This window comes from Georgenia sp. Z2081, assembly GCF_055326445.1.
In genome coordinates, this window is the sequence record NZ_JBUZNK010000009.1 from 119,900 (window position 1) to 135,650 (window position 15,751).

At 74.6% G+C, this 15,751-nt stretch carries 11 protein-coding genes; 3 read left to right on the forward strand and 8 right to left on the reverse strand.

Annotated elements, in window-relative coordinates; translation table 11 throughout:
- Positions 1–65 precede the first annotated feature (65 nt).
- The 4 genes from ACZLKG_RS12650 to ACZLKG_RS12665 all read right to left on the reverse strand — a co-directional run bounded on the left by ACZLKG_RS12650 (position 66) and on the right by ACZLKG_RS12665 (position 5,674).
- Positions 66–1,694, reverse strand: a complete 1,629-nt coding sequence (locus ACZLKG_RS12650) for a GTPase family protein (protein ID WP_463648919.1) — start codon at positions 1,692–1,694, stop codon at positions 66–68.
- The gene (locus ACZLKG_RS12655; protein ID WP_463648920.1) at positions 1,691–3,448 is read right to left on the reverse strand and encodes a dynamin family protein; all 1,758 of its coding nucleotides are present in this window, start codon (positions 3,446–3,448) and stop codon (positions 1,691–1,693) included. The genes ACZLKG_RS12650 and ACZLKG_RS12655 overlap by 4 nt, the downstream gene beginning before the upstream one ends.
- A complete protein-coding gene (gene hisS / locus ACZLKG_RS12660) occupies positions 3,445–4,803 on the reverse strand; it encodes a histidine--tRNA ligase (protein ID WP_425709525.1) in 1,359 nt (452 codons plus the stop codon). The genes ACZLKG_RS12655 and hisS overlap by 4 nt, the downstream gene beginning before the upstream one ends.
- A gap of 130 nt (positions 4,804–4,933) precedes the next feature.
- Positions 4,934–5,674 carry an MBL fold metallo-hydrolase gene (locus tag ACZLKG_RS12665; protein WP_463648921.1) on the reverse strand — a complete coding sequence of 247 codons (741 nt, stop codon included), beginning with the start codon at positions 5,672–5,674 and terminating at the stop codon, positions 4,934–4,936.
- An 845-nt stretch (positions 5,675–6,519) separates the two neighbouring features.
- Here ACZLKG_RS12665 and ACZLKG_RS12670 point away from each other — a divergent pair.
- The 3 genes from ACZLKG_RS12670 (at position 6,520) to ACZLKG_RS12680 (ending at position 9,648) form a co-directional block, all read left to right on the forward strand.
- Positions 6,520–7,863 (forward strand): DUF349 domain-containing protein, encoded by a 1,344-nt coding sequence (locus ACZLKG_RS12670; RefSeq protein ID WP_463648922.1) that lies wholly within the window; start codon positions 6,520–6,522, stop codon positions 7,861–7,863.
- Positions 7,864–7,942: 79 nt separating this feature from the next.
- Positions 7,943–8,563 carry a hypothetical protein gene (locus ACZLKG_RS12675; protein WP_463648923.1) on the forward strand — a complete coding sequence of 207 codons (621 nt, stop codon included), beginning with the start codon at positions 7,943–7,945 and terminating at the stop codon, positions 8,561–8,563.
- 86 nt (positions 8,564–8,649) lie between these two features.
- Positions 8,650–9,648, forward strand: a complete 999-nt coding sequence (locus ACZLKG_RS12680; RefSeq protein WP_463648924.1) for an NAD-dependent epimerase/dehydratase family protein — start codon at positions 8,650–8,652, stop codon at positions 9,646–9,648.
- A gap of 44 nt (positions 9,649–9,692) precedes the next feature.
- On the opposite strand, the gene ACZLKG_RS12685 is transcribed toward ACZLKG_RS12680, so the two are convergent.
- The 4 genes from ACZLKG_RS12685 to secD are packed head-to-tail and all read right to left on the reverse strand — an operon-like array spanning position 9,693 to position 15,748.
- Positions 9,693–11,993, reverse strand: a complete 2,301-nt coding sequence (locus ACZLKG_RS12685) for a RelA/SpoT family protein (RefSeq protein WP_463648925.1) — start codon at positions 11,991–11,993, stop codon at positions 9,693–9,695.
- Between the two features lie 49 nt (positions 11,994–12,042).
- Positions 12,043–12,600, reverse strand: coding sequence for an adenine phosphoribosyltransferase (locus ACZLKG_RS12690; protein WP_463648926.1), 558 nt, complete (start codon positions 12,598–12,600; stop codon positions 12,043–12,045).
- On the reverse strand, positions 12,597–13,709 hold the full coding sequence (gene secF / locus ACZLKG_RS12695) for a protein translocase subunit SecF (RefSeq protein ID WP_463648927.1): 1,113 nt from the start codon (positions 13,707–13,709) through the stop codon (positions 12,597–12,599). The genes ACZLKG_RS12690 and secF overlap by 4 nt, the downstream gene beginning before the upstream one ends.
- The gene (gene secD / locus ACZLKG_RS12700) at positions 13,709–15,748 is read right to left on the reverse strand and encodes a protein translocase subunit SecD (RefSeq protein ID WP_463648929.1); all 2,040 of its coding nucleotides are present in this window, start codon (positions 15,746–15,748) and stop codon (positions 13,709–13,711) included. The genes secF and secD overlap by 1 nt, the downstream gene beginning before the upstream one ends.
- Positions 15,749–15,751: the final 3 nt, after the last annotated feature.

Consider the following 15,751-nt stretch of genomic DNA (forward strand, 5'->3'; position numbering starts at 1 on the left):
GCCGAGATCGTGCCTGCGAGGCACGACCTCGGCGCACGCGGCACGACCTCGACGCCGGCGGCCGGTCAGCGCAGCGCGCGCACGGCCGAGCTGAACTCCTCGAACCTCGCGAGGTGCGCGTCGAGCGGCTCCGTGACGTCCGCGCGCACGCGCTCGGCGATCACGCTCCGTAGTCGCCTGCGCACCGCTCCCGCGCGGCGCCGCGCGCCGATGCGCGCGAGCCACGAGCCGAGCACCCACACGAGCAGCCCGGCGAGCACGCCGCCGAGGAGCAGCAGGGTCGGCACCGGCCAGCCGCGCCAGTCGGGCGTGTCCGGTGCCGGCATCTGCAGGTAGCCCATGACGGCGAGAGCCCCGAGCCACACCCCTCCGGCCACCGCGGCCCCGATCAGCACCCACTGGATCAGGCCGAGCACGCGCCACCACGCCGGGCGCCTGCCCTGGCCGAGGTCCACGGCACCGATCTCGGGATCGACCTGCTCGAGCAGTCCCGGGACCCGGCCCTCGACGTCCGCGCCGACGTCAGCACGCCACGCGTCGGGCATGCCCCCGGCCCGGGCCTCGACGTGGCGGCGCACGGCCGTCGTCAGCGAGGCGACCTGTGCCGGTCCCGCGGGCGGCAGGGACGTCACGCGCCCCGCTCCGCCCCGCTCCCCCAGGTGCAGGCGGCGCAGCGGGTCGGGCCGCAGGCGGCTGACCCACCGCACGGGCGGCCACCCGACGTGCCGACCGGCCCGGCGACGGTAGGCGGCCGCGGCCGCGCGCGTGACCACCGGGACCCCGGCGGCGTCGGAGGCCGCGGCCACGACCTGGCGCTCGTCGGCCGCGGGCGACCTGCCCGGCTCCGCGGCGTCCAGCTCCGCCGCCACTGCGAGCTCCTCGGCGACGGTCGCGGCGTCGGCGCGCAGCCGGGCGTGGGCGGCCACCTGGGACGCGGCCTGGTCCGCGACGGCACCGGCGAGCTCGGCGACGCCCTCGCCCGTGCGTGCGGAGGTCAGCAGCACCGGGACGCCGCCCAGACCGTCGTCGGCGAGCAGCCGCCGCAGGTCGTCGACGACGGCGTCCCGGGCCCCGCCGGAGAGCGTGTCGGCGTGGTTGAGCACGACGAGCGTGACGTCGGCGTGCCGCGCCATGGGCGCGAGGAACTCCCGGTGCACCACGGCGTCGGCGTACTTCTGCGGGTCGAGCACCCAGACGAGGACGTCGACGCGCTCGGCCAGCTGGGTGGCCAACTCCCGGTGCGCGGCGGCGGTGGAGTCGATGTCGGGCAGGTCGAGCACGACGAGCCCGGCCGTGCGCTCGTCATGACCGCCGGCGGGCGTCCGCTCGGGGACGTCCAGCCAGTCGAGCAGCTCGGCGGTCGCGGCCGACCCGTCCGGCCCGGGCGCGAAGGTGACGGCGTGCGGGCGCTGCGTCGTCGGACGCGTGGGGGCCACGCGCGCCACCGGCGCGCCGGCGAGGGCGTTGACCAGGGAGGACTTCCCCGAGCCGGTCGCGCCCAGCAGGGCCGCCACCGTGGTGCCGGGGGCGAGGCTGCCGCGCTCGCCGGCGCGCGTGAGCACGACGTCGGCCCGGTCGAGCACGTCGGCGGGCAGGTGGCCGCGCGCGGCCTCGACGGCGGTGCGCAGGTGCGTCAGGTCGGTCGCCAGGTCCCCGGTGTCCCGTGCGCGCCTGCCGCGGCGCCTCGCGCTCATCGGGCGTTCTCCGCGCGGCGCGCGTCGGCGACCGCCCGGGCGGCGGAGTCGATCCGGTCCGCCAGGGCCTCGTCGACACCGAGTGCGTCCAGCTGGTCCGTGAAGTGGCGCGCCCCTTCGGCGAGAAGGCCGCGGATGCGCCCCGCGAGGTCCTCGCGGGCGCGCTCGGCCATGCGCCGGACCTCGTCGTCGCCGAAGACGGCCTCGAGGATCTTCTGTGCGACGACCACCGTGCCGCCGCCGACGGCCACCTCGGCGCCGGTCGGGATGAACGCCGTCGACGCGAAGACCGCGACCATGAGGGCGGCGCCGAGGATGTTGACGCCGAAGGACAGCGCGCGGGCGGTCTGCCGGCGGTCGGCGCCCTCCTCACGCACGAGGTCGAGCAGGGCGGACTGCCAGGCGCGCACCTCGTCGGCGGCGCGGGCACGGATCGCCTCGTCGTCCGGCCGGTGGGCGACGGCGGCGCGCACGAGCTCACGGGCGGCCGGCTCGCGCAGCCAGGCCCGCTCGGCCTCGGCGGACGCGCGACGGACCTCCTCGACGAGGACGGCGAGCATCCCGGTCTCGATCGCCTCGGTGACGGGCTCGACCGGAGACCCCTTGCCGGTGAGTGCGGAGACGATGCGGTCGCGGATGCGGCCGACCCGGGACTCCAGGGCGCGCATGAGCTCCCCGGTCCCGATGAGCTCCTGCCACCGGGCGAGCACCTCGCCGCGCAGCATCGAGCCGTCGCCGGCGGCCGCGATCGCCCGCTCCTCCGCCGCGTCGTACGCGGTCTCGACGTCCTCACGCAGGCGGTCGACGACGACGGACTGCTCCCGCGCGCCCTCGCCGACCGTGGCGGTGCGCCGGACGAGGTCGTCGACGGCGCCGCCGAGCGTGGCCCGGGCGACCGCGGCGCGCGAGGCGGAGTCGGTGGCGATGCCGCCGAGCCAGGCGCGCAGCGGTGCGACGTCCATGTCCGGCAGGAGCCCGCCGTCCGGGATCGGCACCTCGGCGACGGTGAACAGGGGCGCCCGGCCGAGGCCCGCGGCGGCGAGCCGCGCGGAGAGGTCGTGGCGGACCTCCCCCGACACCCCCTGCGGCACGCGGTTGAGGACGACGGCGACGACGATGCGTCGGGCGGCGGCCTCGGCGAGGAGCTCCCACGGCACGGCGTCCGCGTATCGGGCGGCGGTCGTGACGAACACCCACAGGTCCGCCGCGGCGAGGAGCTCGCCGGCGAGGCGGCGGTTGTCCTCGACCACCGAGTCGATGTCCGGTGCGTCGAGGACCGCCAGGCCCGGCGGCACCCGGTCCGAGACGCGCAGCTCGAGCTCGCCGTGGGTGCCCTCGCCGGCGGGCGTCGGCGCGGCGTCGCCGGAGACGTGCACGCGGGCGAGCCCGGGCAGCACCCGGTCGCCCGCGAACCACTCCTCGTCGAGAAGGTGGTGGACGAGCAGCGGCCGGCGCGTGGTCGGGCGGATGGCGGACGCGCTGGTCACCGGTGCGCCGAGGAGGGCGTTGACCAGGGTCGACTTGCCGGCACCGGTCGAACCGCCCACGACGGCGAGAAGCGGCGCGTCGATCCGGGAGTACCGCGCGAGCACGTAGTCGTCGAGCTGCTGCGTGACCCGCTGCGCCTGGGTGCGCGCGCCCGCGGCGACCGGTGTGGCCAGCGGGAGCCGCACGGCGCCGAGGACCTCACGCAGCTCGGTGAGTGCCGCGAGGACGCGCCGTGCCGCGGCGCCGGTGCCTGCGGGCAGGCTCACCGGCCGTCCTCGACGGTGGGCGCGACCGTCGGCCGGCGGTCACCGGCCGGCGGCTCCCAGGTGGCGGGGTCGGCGGCGACCTGCTCGCCGGAGCGGATGTCCTTGACCTCGTGGCCGTCGCCCGAGACGAACCAGACGAACGGGATCGAGCGCCGGTCGGCGTGGCGGATCTGCTTGCCGAACTTCGCCGCGCTCGGGGCCACCTCCACGGGGATGTCGCGGGCCCGCAGTGCCGCGGCGACGTCGTCGGACGCGCCGCGGTGGTCCTCGTCGGCGACCGCGACGAGCACGGCGCTGGGCACCGGACGGGACGCGCGCGCCAGGTCGGCGCCGAGGATGCGGGCGACCAGGCGGGAGACGCCGATCGACAGTCCTGCCCCCGGGAAGGTCCGGGAGCCGGCGGTGGCGAGGGAGTCGTACCGTCCGCCGGAGCAGATCGAGCCGAGGTCCTCGTGGCCGAGCAGGGTCGTCTCGTAGACGGTCCCCGTGTAGTAGTCGAGGCCCCGGGCGATCGACAAGTCCCCGACGACGGCCTCCGGGCGGCGGCGCTCGGCGGACGACAGCACGGCGAGCAGGGAGTCGAGCCCCTCGTCGAGGAGGTCCGTGCGCACGCCGAGGGCGCGGACCTGCTCCTCGACCTCGGACGCGGTGCCGCGGATCCCGGCGAGCCGCAGGGCCTGCTCGGCCTGCTGCTCGCTCGCACCCGCCTCGTCGGCCAGCAGCGCCGCCACGGCCTCGGGACCGATCTTGTCGAGCTTGTCGATCGACCGCAGCACGGCCTCGACGTCGGTGAGCCCGATGCCGGAGTAGAAGCCCTGGGAGAGCTTGCGGTTGTTGACGCGGACGACGGCGCGCGGCACCGGCAGGGCGGCGAGGGCCTCGGCCATGACGAGGGCGAGCTCGGCCTCGTGGTGCTCGGCCAGCGCGCCGTCGCCGACGACGTCGACGTCGGCCTGGGTGAACTCGCGGAACCGGCCGTCCTGGGGGCGCTCCCCGCGCCAGACCTTCTGGATCTGGTAGCGGCGGAACGGGAACGTCAGGTCCCCGGCGTGCTCGACGACCCAGCGCGCGAACGGGACCGTGAGGTCGAAGTGCAGCCCGAGCCGCCGGTCGGTGCCGGACGCGGGATCGCCGGCGGCGTCGTCGTCGGCCTGGAGACGGCTGAGGAGGTAGATCTCCTTGGAGGTCTCGCCCTTGGACAGGAGCTGCTCGACCGGTTCGACGGAACGGGTCTCGATCGGCGCGAACCCGTGCAGCTCGAAGGTGTGCCGCAGCGTGTCCAGGACGTGGTTCTCGACGAGACGTCCGTCGGGCAGCCATTCGGGGAATCCGGACAACGAGGGGGTACGAGCCATGGGCCCGATTGTTCCACCGATGGTCGCCCCCGCCCGTGCGGTGCGGCCGCGTCGGGTGGCCCGGCGGTGTGCGTCTGCTCCCATCGCGCACGCTCCGGGCCTTGCCCGATGTCGATCGGCCGGCCAGGTCTCAGGAGAGGAAGGGGTTCGTGGCGAGCTCGTGCTGCAGGGTGGTGACGGGACCGTGGCCCGGCAGGAGGATCGAGCGCGGGTCGACGACGCGCGTGAGGGTCCGCAGCGTCTCGTCCATGGCCCGGGGGTCGCCGCCGGGCAGGTCGGTGCGGCCGACGGAGCCCGCGAAGACGACGTCGCCGGTGAGCAGCAGCAGGTGCGGCACCGTCGGGGTCGGTAGCCGCACGTGGCCAGGGTCGCCGGGCTCGCCGGTGTCGAGCTCGTCGGCCTGGAGCAGCAGCACCGTCGAGCCTGCCGTGTGCCCGGGGGCGGGGATGCCGCGCACGCCGAGCGCGGGGACGACCGCCGCTCCCCCGCCGGTGAGGAGGTCGGTGGACATCTGCTGGACGGCGGCCGGCCGGCGCCACGGGGTGCCTGCGATCAGCGGGAACTGGCCGCCGAGGAGCTCGCCGACCTGGTCGGCGCCGGCGGGGTCCGCCAGGCGGGGCCGGTCGGGTGCCGCGATCTGCACGGGGACGCCGGCGGGGTCCGCGACGGCGGCGGCGTCCCACACGTGGTCCGGGTGGCCGTGGGTGACGAGGACGGCGCCGACGCTCAGCCCCAGGTGCTCGAGCACCGGGCCGAGGAGCTCGGCGGAGCCGGCTCCCGGGTCGACGACGACGCACGGGCCGTCCTGGGCCGGGGCGAGGACGAAGGTGTTGACCTCGAGGGCCGGGGCGACGACGCGGCGGACGAGCATGCCGCCAGGGTAGACGGGGCCCGGGGCGCAGCTCGCGGGCGTGGCCCTCTCGGGCCGGACTGCACTCTCGGTGGGATTCGAACCTTTCGCCCGCGCGCGGACGGTCACGTGTCGGTGCGGATGCGCGGAGCGAACTACGCTGTCCGGGTCCCCTGCCGAGCCGGGGACCCGCGCACCAGGTCGGTGCCGCGGTGACGACGACGCCCGCACGCGGGCCTCGGCATGGAGTGAGCGACGTGAGCGATCAGCCCTACCGCGACGAGAACGCACCCGCGGAGCCCCACGGCTCCCCCGAGGCGCCCGGGACCACCGAGGAGGAATCGGCCCGCGCGGCCGCGCATCCGGCACCGGAGCCGGCCGAGGCCGGCCCTCCTGCGCCCGAGGCTGGGCCGGGGCCAGCCGCGGACGCGCCGTCCGCACCGCCTGCGTCGGAGGCTCCACCGGCACCCGAGACCGCGCCGGCTCCCGAAGCGCCTCCCGCGCCGCCGGCACCCGAGACTGCGCCGGCACCGCCCGCACCGGACGCGCCTCCCGCGCCGCCGGCTCCCGAGACTGCGCATGGTCCGGAGGCAGCCCCGGCACCCGAGGCAGCCCCGGCACCACCCCCGGCACCCGAGGCAGCCCCGGCACCCGAGGCAGCCCCGGCACCCGAGGCAGCCCCGGCACCACCGGCACCACCGGCACCCGAGGCAGCATCGCCGGCTCCCGAGGCAGCCCCGGCGCCACCCGCACCCGCACCCGCGGCTGCGGCACCGGAGTCCCACGCACCGGACGCGCCTCCTGCGCCGCCGGCTCCCACCCCGCGCCCACGGCCGGGCGGGGCGCCCGCACCGACACCGGGCTCCGTGCCGACGCCGAAGGCGATGCCGGCCAAGCCGTCGGTCGCACCGGTCCCGGCCGCCGCGGCCGCTCCCGCCGCCCCCCAGCCGGCGCTGGACCCCGCGCTCGCCGCGGCGGCAGCCGCCTTCGGACGGGTCGACGAGGAGGGCACGGTCTACGTCAAGGACGGCGACTCGGAACGGATCGTGGGTCAGTTCCCGAGCGGCTCCGAGGAGGAGGCGCTCGGCATGTACGTGCGCCGCTACCTCGACCTCGCCGCTCAGGTCGCGCTCCTCGAGACGCGCCTGAGCCACATCACCCCGAAGGAGGCCGGCCAGACGCATCGCAAGCTCACCGAGCAGCTCGCCGAGCCGGCCGCCGTCGGGGACCTGCCGGCGCTGCGCGAGCGACTGGCCGCCGTCGAGCAGGTCATCGAGGTCGAGCGCGAGAAGGCGCGCGTCGCGCGCGCCGAGGCCAAGGCCGAGGCCCTCGTCGAGCGCACCGCGCTCATCGAGCGGGCCGAGGGGATCGCCGCCCAGAACCCCGCCAACACCCGGTGGAAGGCCTCCGGCGAGGAGATGCGGGGCCTGCTGGACAGCTGGAAGAAGGCCCAGCGCTCGGGTCCGCGCATCGACAAGCCGGACGAGGACGCGCTGTGGAAGCGCTTCTCCGCGGCACGCACGCAGTTCGACAAGCAGCGCAAGGCGTTCTTCCACGAGCTCGACGCCAGCCAGGACGAGGTGCGCCGGGCCAAGGAGAAGCTCATCACGCGCGCAGAGGAGCTCTCCGGCTCGACCGACTGGGGACCCACCTCGGGCGCCTACCGCGACCTCATGGACCAGTGGAAGGCGGCCGGACGCGCCTCGAGGAAGGTCGACGACGAGCTCTGGCACCGATTCCGTACCGCGCAGCAGCGCTTCTTCGACAACCGCACCGCCGCCAACGCGGCGATCGACAAGGAGTACGAGGGCAACCTCGAGGTCAAGCTCGAGATCCTCACGAAGGCCGAGGCCCTCCTGCCGATTACGGACGTCGAGGCGGCGAAGAACGCCCTGCGTCCGCTGCAGGACCAGTGGGAGGAGGCGGGCAAGGTGCCGCGGGCGGACATCCAGCGCGTCGAGGGCCGCATGCGCGCCGTCGAGAAGGCCATCCGCGACGCCGAGGCCGAGCGCTGGAACCGGTCCGACCCGGAGAAGAAGGCCAGGGCGGACGGCATGCTCGCCCAGCTCGAGGACGCCATCGCCGGCCTCGAGGAGGACCTCGAGAAGGCCCGGGCCACCGGCGACGACAAGAAGATCGCCACCGCCCAGGAGGCGCTCGAGGCTCGCCGTTCCTGGCTCGCCCAGATACAGGCGTCCGCCGACGCCTGATCCATCCACAGGCACCGCTCCCGCGGCCCCGTCCACAGATCGTGGGCGGGGCCGCGGGCGTCCAGGCCATCGTGGGCACATGCATCCGGCTCTGACCTGGCTCGCCCCACGTGCCCTGCCCGTGCCCCAGCTGGTGGCACCGGTCCACGGCGACGCCCTCGTCGTCCGCACTCCCGGTGGTGCCGACCCCCCGCCCCTGTCGACCGTGTGGGGGTCGGCGGACGGGACGACGCCGCCGGCGGCGATCGGCGCAGGTCTGGCGCGCGCGGCACGGGCAGCACAGGCGTCCGAGGAGCTCAGCCCCCACCAGGTGCTCTGTCTCGGCTCGGCCGCCTGGGTCCACGTCGGCGGCCCTCGCCCCCGGATCCCCGACACGGCGCGAGCCCCCGGGCGCACGGGCAGGGCCCGACACAAGATCGTCCTGCGCGCGCACGACCTCACACACGTCGACGGTGTCCCGGCCACGACGCCGGCGCGCACGGTGCTCGACCTCGTTCGCCGTCTTCCGTTCGACCGGTCGGCGGGGCCGGCGCGCGCGCTGCTCGGGGATCGCGCGGTGGCCGCCGACGTCCGGCGTGCGGTCCTCGAGCGCACCGGGCTGCCCGGCATCCGCCGGGCCACCGAGCTGCTCGACCTCGTCCTCGTCGACCTCGGGCACCGGCCCATAGGTGACCTCGGGCGCAGGCCCGTATCCACGTAGGGCGCGGGGGCGTAGTCTCGCGGCGTCGGCCGTCCGGATCAACGGGACACCGTCGCCGAACGAGAACCCGTCGCCGAAGGAGTCCCGTGCCCCGCATCGTCGTCGCAGGAGCGTCCGGGGTGCTGGGCGGACGCATCGCCACCAGGCTCGCGCGGACCACGGACGCGACCGTCGTGGCGGGCGACCACCGGGCCGAGCGCGCACCACTGACCGCGCGGGCCGTCGGCGCACCCGAGCATGTCCACCTCGACGTCCGCGACGCCGCGAGCGTCGCCCGGGCCGTCGAGGGTGCGGATGCCCTGGTCGTCGCGGCGCCCCAGGACCGTCCGCTCGTGCAGGAGGTCGGCCTGGGTGCGGGCGTCCACGTCGTCGACGTGAGCCCGGACCCCGCGCAGGCCGACCAGGTGCGCGCGACGGATGCCCGCGCGCGTCGGCAGGGTCTCGCCTCGGTGACGATGGCGGGGATGTTTCCCGGGCTGTCCGGGCTCGTGGTGGCGGACCTCGTCGCCGGCCTCGACCGGGCCGACCACGTCGAGCTGCTGTACCACCAGAGCACGAACGCGTCGGTCGGGCCGGACGGGACCGTGGCGATGCTGCGCTGGGTCGCCGCTCCGGTCCCGCCGACCCGGCGGCCCGGTCTGGCGGACCGTCATCCCCGCGAGCCGGGCCTGCGCCGGTTCGAGCACCCCGAGCGGGCCCTCCTCGCGGACGCCACCGGCGCCGACGTCCGGTACTGGACGGGCTGGGACTCCCCCGCGTTCATCCGGCTCGTCGCCGGTCTCGCCCGGGTCCGCGCCCTGGGCCCGCTCGCTCCCGTGCTCGCTCCGCTGGCGACGCACGACCCGGACCGGCCCGAGGAGGCGATGCTCACCGTCCGCGTGCTCGGCCGTCGCGACGGTCGACCGGGCCGGGACGGGGTGCGGATCGTCTGCGACTCGGACTACGGGGCGACCGCCGCCGTCGCGGTCGCGCTCACCCGCCTCGCCCTCGACGGTCGCCTCGTCGGCGCGGGCGTCCCCCTCGATCTCACGACGCTCGGCGACGTGCTGCCGCACGTGCCCGCGACGATCACCCGCGCCGCGTAGGCGTCGCCGCCGGGCTGACCGCCCGACCCGCGGCACGGCCCGGGTCAGCCGCGCCGGCCCTCCGGCCGCCGCCCCATCACCCGCTGGACGTCGAGCACGCCCTGGACCTGCCGGATCGCCCTGAGCACCGAGCCCAGGTGCGCGGTCTCGGCCATCTCGAAGACGAACCGGCCGATCGCCACCCGCTCACGGGTGGTCGAGATCGACGCGGACAGGATGTTGACGTGGTTCTCCGAGAGCACGCGCGTGAGGTCGGACAGCAGGCCGTGCCGGTCGAGCGCCTCGACCTGCACCTGCACGAGGAACGTGGACTCGGGGCTCTCGACCCACTCCACGCCGACGAGCCGTTCGCTCTGCGTGCGCAGCTGGTCGACGTTCTGGCACTCGGCATGGTGCACGGACACGCCCTGGGAGCGGGTGATGAACCCGACGATCGGGTCGCCCGGGACGGGGGTGCAGCAGCGAGCGATCTTCACCCACACGTCGGAGCCGTCCATGCCCTCGACGGCGATGCCCGAGTCGCCGCTGCGGCGCACGGGCGTACCGGTGCCGGGGATCGTCGCCTCGGCGAGCGTCTCCTCCGCCCCGTCGTCGCCGCCCATCGACTCCACGAGCTTGGCGACGACGTTCGCCGCGGACACGTGCCCCTCGCCGATCGCGGCGTACAGGGCCGTGACGTCGGCGTACCGCATCTCCACCGCGAGCGAGTGCACGGCCTCGGCACTCATGAGGCGCTGGATCGGCATGTTCTGCTTGCGCATGGCCTTGGCCAGCGCGTTCCGCCCGCCCTCGACGGCCTCCTCCCGGCGCTCCTTCGTGAACCACTGCCGGATCTTGTTCTTCGCGCGCGGGCTCGCGACGAAGCTCAGCCAGTCCTGGGAGGGGCCCGCCTCGGGAGACTTCGACGTGATCACCTCGACCGAGTCACCGTTGTCGAGGCGCCGGTCGAGCGGGACGAGCTTGCCGTTGACCTTGGCCCCGACGGTGCGGTGACCGACCTCCGTGTGCACGGCGTAGGCGAAGTCCACCGCGGTCGAGCTGCCGGGCAGCGCGAGCACGTCACCCTTGGGCGTGAACACGTAGACCTGCGAGCCGGCCATCTCGTAGCGCAGGGAGTCGAGGAACTCGCCCGGGTCGGCGGTCTCCTTCTGCCAGTCGACGAGCTGGCGCAGCCAGCCCATCTCCCCGCCGGACGGCTCGGGCGCGGCACGTCCCGCACGGGAGCCCTCCTTGTACTTCCAGTGGGCGGCCACGCCGTACTCGGCACGCCGGTGCATGGCGTGGGTGCGGATCTGGATCTCGACCGGCCGCCCGCCCGGGCCGAGCACGGTCGTGTGCAGGGACTGGTAGAGGTTGAACTTCGGCATCGCGATGTAGTCCTTGAAGCGCCCCGGCATGGGCGTCCATCGCGCGTGCACGGCGCCGAGCATCGTGTAGCAGTCGCCGACCGAGTCGACGAGCACACGAACCCCGACGAGGTCGAAGATGTCGTCGAAGTCGCGGCCCCGCACGATCATCTTCTGGTAGATCGAGTAGTGGTGCTTCGGTCTGCCGGTGACGACCGCCTTGAGCCGGTGCGTCTTGAGGTCCTGCTCGATCTGGGAGCGGACCTTCGCCAGGTACTCGTCGCGGGCGGGCGCCCGCTCGGCCACCAGGTGGTCGATCTCGTCGTAGACCTTGGGGTAGAGCGTGCGGAACGAGAGGTCCTCGAGCTCCCACTTGATGGTGTTGACGCCGAGCCGGTGCGCGAGCGGGGCGTAGATCTCGAGCGTCTCGCGGGCCTTGCGGCGCGCGGACTCCTGGGAGACGTGCCGCCAGGTGCGCGCGTTGTGCAGGCGGTCCGCGAGCTTGATGACGAGGACGCGGATGTCCTTGGCCATCGCGACGACCATCTTGCGCACCGTCTCGGCCTGCGCGGCCTCGCCGTAGTGGACCTTGTCGAGCTTCGTCACGCCGTCGACGAGGAGCGCGATCTCGTCGCCGAAGTCCTTGCGCACCTGGTCCAGCGAGTAGTCGGTGTCCTCCACCGTGTCGTGCAGCAGCGCGGAGGCCACCACGACGTCGGGCATCCCCAGCTCGGCGAGGATCGTCGTCACCGCGACGGGGTGGGTGATGTAGGGCTCGCCCGACTTCCGCGTCTGCCCCTCGTGGGCGCGCTCCGCGACCTCGTAGGCCCGCCGGACGAGCTGGACGTTGGACTTGGGGTGGCTGGCGCGCAGCGCGCCGATGACGGGCTCGATCGCCGCGGGGAACTGGTGGGAGCGGCCCCCGAGCCAGACGAGGCGCGAGCGTCCCCAGCCGGACGGCGAGGACGCCGCCGGCTGCCCGGTCCGCTCGATGGTCATCCCAGGATGATAGTGCTCCACCCGGGGACCGGCCGACGCGGTCCCGGTCTCAGACGACGACGACCGAGTCGACCTGTCGTCCCGTCAGGCGCGAGCGTCCGCCGAGCTCGGCCAGCTCGATGAGCATCCCCAGGCCGGCCACCTCGGCGCCGGCCTCCTCCATGAGTCGGCACGCGGCCGCGGCCGTGCCACCGGTGGCGAGGACGTCGTCGACGACGAGCACCCGCTGGCCGCTCTCCACCGTCGAGGGGCGCACCTCCATGCGTGCCTGGCCGTACTCCAGGGAGTAGTCCGCGCCGATGACCTCGCCGGGCAGGCGACCGGCCTTGCGGACGGTGATCATGCCGACCCCGAGCGCGACCGCGACGGGCGCCCCGAGGATGAACCCGCGGGACTCCAGCCCGGCGACGGCGTCGACCCTGCCGCGGTAGCGCTCGGCGAAGGCGTCGACGAGCGCGGCGAACGCGGGCCCGTCGGCGAGCAGCGGCGTGATGTCCCGGAACAGGACGCCGGGCTTGGGGTAGTCGGGGACCAGGGCGATGTGCTGCTCGACGATCGCCGTGATCTCGGGGCCGAAGCCGGGTGCACCTGCGGAGGCTGGGCTCATCGCTTCTTCTTCCGTCGGGCCTTGCTCGGCGATGGGGCCGTTGCGGCCCCGGCTCCCGCCGTCCGGCCGGCCGCGTCGCCGGCCTCGTCGTCGATGTCGTCGTGGCCATCGTCGTCGGCCGGGCGCGCCTCCGGGTGCTCGCCGGCGCGCTCGAGCAGCACGTCGTCGGTGTGCTGCCGGTAGTCGCTGTCCAGCATCCGCAGGCTGACCTCGGCCGGCGCCGCGATGAACACCGACGACACGGTCGACAGCAGCATGCCGACGAACAGGGCGAGCGCGATGTCGCGCAGCGTGCCCGCCCCGAGGAGCAGGACACCGATGATGAGGATCGCACCGACCGGCAGCAGCCCGGTGACCGACGTGTTGATGGAGCGCACGAGGGTCTGGTTGACGGCGAGGTTCGAGCGCTCGGCGTACGTGTCCCGTCCCTGCTCGAGGACGTCGGCGGTGTTCTCGCGCACCTTGTCGAAGACCACGACCGTGTCGTACAGCGAGTAGCCGAGGATCGTGAGGAAGCCGATGACGCTCGACGGCGTGACCTCGAAACCGATCGCGGCGTAGATCCCGACCGTGAGGACGACGTCGTGGAGCAGCGCGATGATCGCCCCCGCCGCGAACGTCCAGGCCCGGAAGTACAGCACCATCACCACCGACACGGCGGTGAGGAAGATGCCGAGCGACAGCAGCGCCTGCCGGGTGACGTCCGCGCCCCAGGTGGGCCCGACGAACGTCGCCGTGACGTCGTCGACCGGGACGTCGTAGGCCTCGGCGAGGCCCTCGCTCAGCTCGCGCGTCTGCTCGTCGGAGAGCTCGGCCGTCTGCACGCGCAGCGAGGACGATCCGACGACCGCCACCCGGGGCGGTTCGCCGCCGACGTCGGCGACGGCGTCGGTCGCCAGCGACTGGTCGAGCGTCGCCGCGCCGGAGACCGTGAACTGCGAGCCGCCGCGGAAGTCGATGCCCGGGTTGATGCCCCGCACGAGCAGCACCCCGACCGAGATCAGGACGAGGACGGCGGCGGCCACGTACCACGTGCGGCGCCTGCCGACGATGTCGAAGGAGCGCTTCCCCGTGTAGAGGTCGTTGCCCATCGAGGAGAGGGACGCCATCAGACCACCGCCCCGTCGTCGCCGGACCCGCCGAGCCCCGCGTAGGGGTCGACCGATCGTTCCTTCTTGCGTCGTTCGCGCTCGGCACGCCGCTCGGCCGCCCGGCGTTCGGCGATGGTCGTGCCGGCCCCCACTGGAACCTTCGTCCCGTCGGTGGTGCCGGCGTCGTCGTCCCCGGACCCGCCCTCGCCCGTGCCGGTCGAGGACCGGCGCGACCGGAACCGGCCGGCGCCCCGGTAGAGAGCGGGGTCGACACCGAGTCGCTCCGGTGAGAGTCCGGAGAGCGTGTGGCCGTCCCGGAAGAACGGCATGCGCACGAGCAGCTGCATCGCCGGGTGCGTGAAGAGCACGACGACGACGAGGTCGATGATCGTCGTCAGTCCGAGGGTGAACGCGAAGCCGCGCACCCCGCCGACGGCGAGCAGGTAGAGCACGATCGCCGCGAGGAAGTTCACCGCGTCGGACGCGATGATCGTGCGCCGGGCCCGCTTCCAGCCGTGCTCGACGGCGGAGGCCAGGGTGCGGCCGTCCCGGATCTCGTCGCGGATCCGTTCGAAGTACACGATGAACGAGTCCGCCGTCGTCCCGATGGAGATGATGAGTCCCGCGACGCCGGGCAGCGAGAGGCGGTAGTTGATCGACCAGCTGAGCAGCGCGATGACGAGGTAGACGATCGCGGCGGCCACCGCGAGGCTCGCGACCGAGAGCAGGCCCAGGCCGCGGTACTGCCAGATCATGTAACCGACGACGAGAACCAGGCCCACGAGGCCGGCGAGGGCGGCGTTGGTCAGCTGCTCGGAGCCCAGCGTCGCGGAGATCTGCTCGGTGGACTGCACCTCGAACGTGATCGGCAGGGAGCCGAAGTTCAGCTGGTTGGCGAGCGCGTTCGCCTCCTCGTCGGTGAACGAGCCGGTGATCTGCGCGCTGCCGTCGAGGATCGCGCTGTTGAACCCCGCGTTGGACAGGACGACGCCGTCGAGCACGATGGCGAACTGGTCCTGCGGCGGCGGCAGGGTGGGCAGGCGCTGGGAGACCTCGGCGAACACCTCGGTGGCCTCGGAGTTCATCTCGAGGTTGACGGCCCAGAGCCCCGTCGACATGCCCTGGTTGTTGACCTGCATCCCGGAGCTGGCGCCCGTCAGCTGCGTGCCCTCGACGACGGCCGGACCGAGCACGAACTTCTGCTGGCCGGTGGGGTCGCACGCGACCACCGCGGTGCCGGAGTCGTCCGCCCAGCCGCCGGCCTGGTTGGCCGGGTCCGTGCAGTCCAGCGCGTACATGTCGTACTGGACGCGCTCGGTGATCCACGCCGTGTCGGAGGTGTCGGCCGGCTCCTCGGTGGGCTCGGTCGCGAGCTCGCCGTCGCCGTCGGCGTCGGCCGCGATGAAGGCAGCGCCGCGCACCTCGTCCGGGATCTCGGCGGCGCCGGGACCGTCGGTGGGGGCGTCGGCGGCCGCCGCCAGGGCGCGGTCGGTGCCGGCGCCGGCGGTGGCCGACTCGGACCCCGACTCCGCGGGCGACCCGGCGCCGTCGGTCGGCGCCTCGGCACCATTGGTCGGGGACTCGGCGCCGTCGGTCGGGGCCTCCTCGGGCAGCAGCTGGCTCGGGTCGATCGTCGTGGGGTCCTGGAGGGCGAGCACCGGGCGGAACCTCAGCTGCGCGGACCGGCTGATGAGCTCGAGGGTCTCCTCCGACGCGCGCCCGGGGATCGCGACGACGATGTTCTGCGCGCCCTGGCTCGTGATCTCGGCCTCCGCGACGCCCGAGCCGTCGACGCGGTTGCGGATGATCTCGATCGCCTGCGCCACGTCCTCGCCCTCGATGGCGGAGCCGTCCGTGGTGCGGGGGGTCATGATGACCTGCGTGCCGCCCTCGAGGTCGAGCGCGAGACGGGGCACCGGCGAGGCACTGCCGGCGAGGTTGCCGGCCGTGAGCGTTCCCACGAGCGCGACGACGAGGACCAGCAGGCCCAGGAGCGTGCGCGCGGGGCGGGGCAGCCTCGGGCGGCGCGGCTCACGCCGCTTCTTCGGGTCGGACACGTC

Excerpts from the sequence above, each read along its gene's own strand:
- ACZLKG_RS12665 (WP_463648921.1), bottom strand. The coding sequence starts at position 5,674 with ATGCTCGTCCGCCGCGTCGTCGCCCCGGCCCTCGAGGTCAACACCTTC.
- hisS (WP_425709525.1), bottom strand. The coding sequence starts at position 4,803 with ATGGCTCGTACCCCCTCGTTGTCCGGATTCCCCGAATGGCTGCCCGAC.
- ACZLKG_RS12650 (WP_463648919.1), bottom strand. The coding sequence starts at position 1,694 with ATGAGCGCGAGGCGCCGCGGCAGGCGCGCACGGGACACCGGGGACCTG.
- ACZLKG_RS12690 (WP_463648926.1), bottom strand. The coding sequence starts at position 12,600 with ATGAGCCCAGCCTCCGCAGGTGCACCCGGCTTCGGCCCCGAGATCACG.
- secF (WP_463648927.1), bottom strand. The coding sequence starts at position 13,709 with ATGGCGTCCCTCTCCTCGATGGGCAACGACCTCTACACGGGGAAGCGC.
- ACZLKG_RS12685 (WP_463648925.1), bottom strand. The coding sequence starts at position 11,993 with ATGACCATCGAGCGGACCGGGCAGCCGGCGGCGTCCTCGCCGTCCGGC.
- ACZLKG_RS12675 (WP_463648923.1), top strand. The coding sequence starts at position 7,943 with ATGCATCCGGCTCTGACCTGGCTCGCCCCACGTGCCCTGCCCGTGCCC.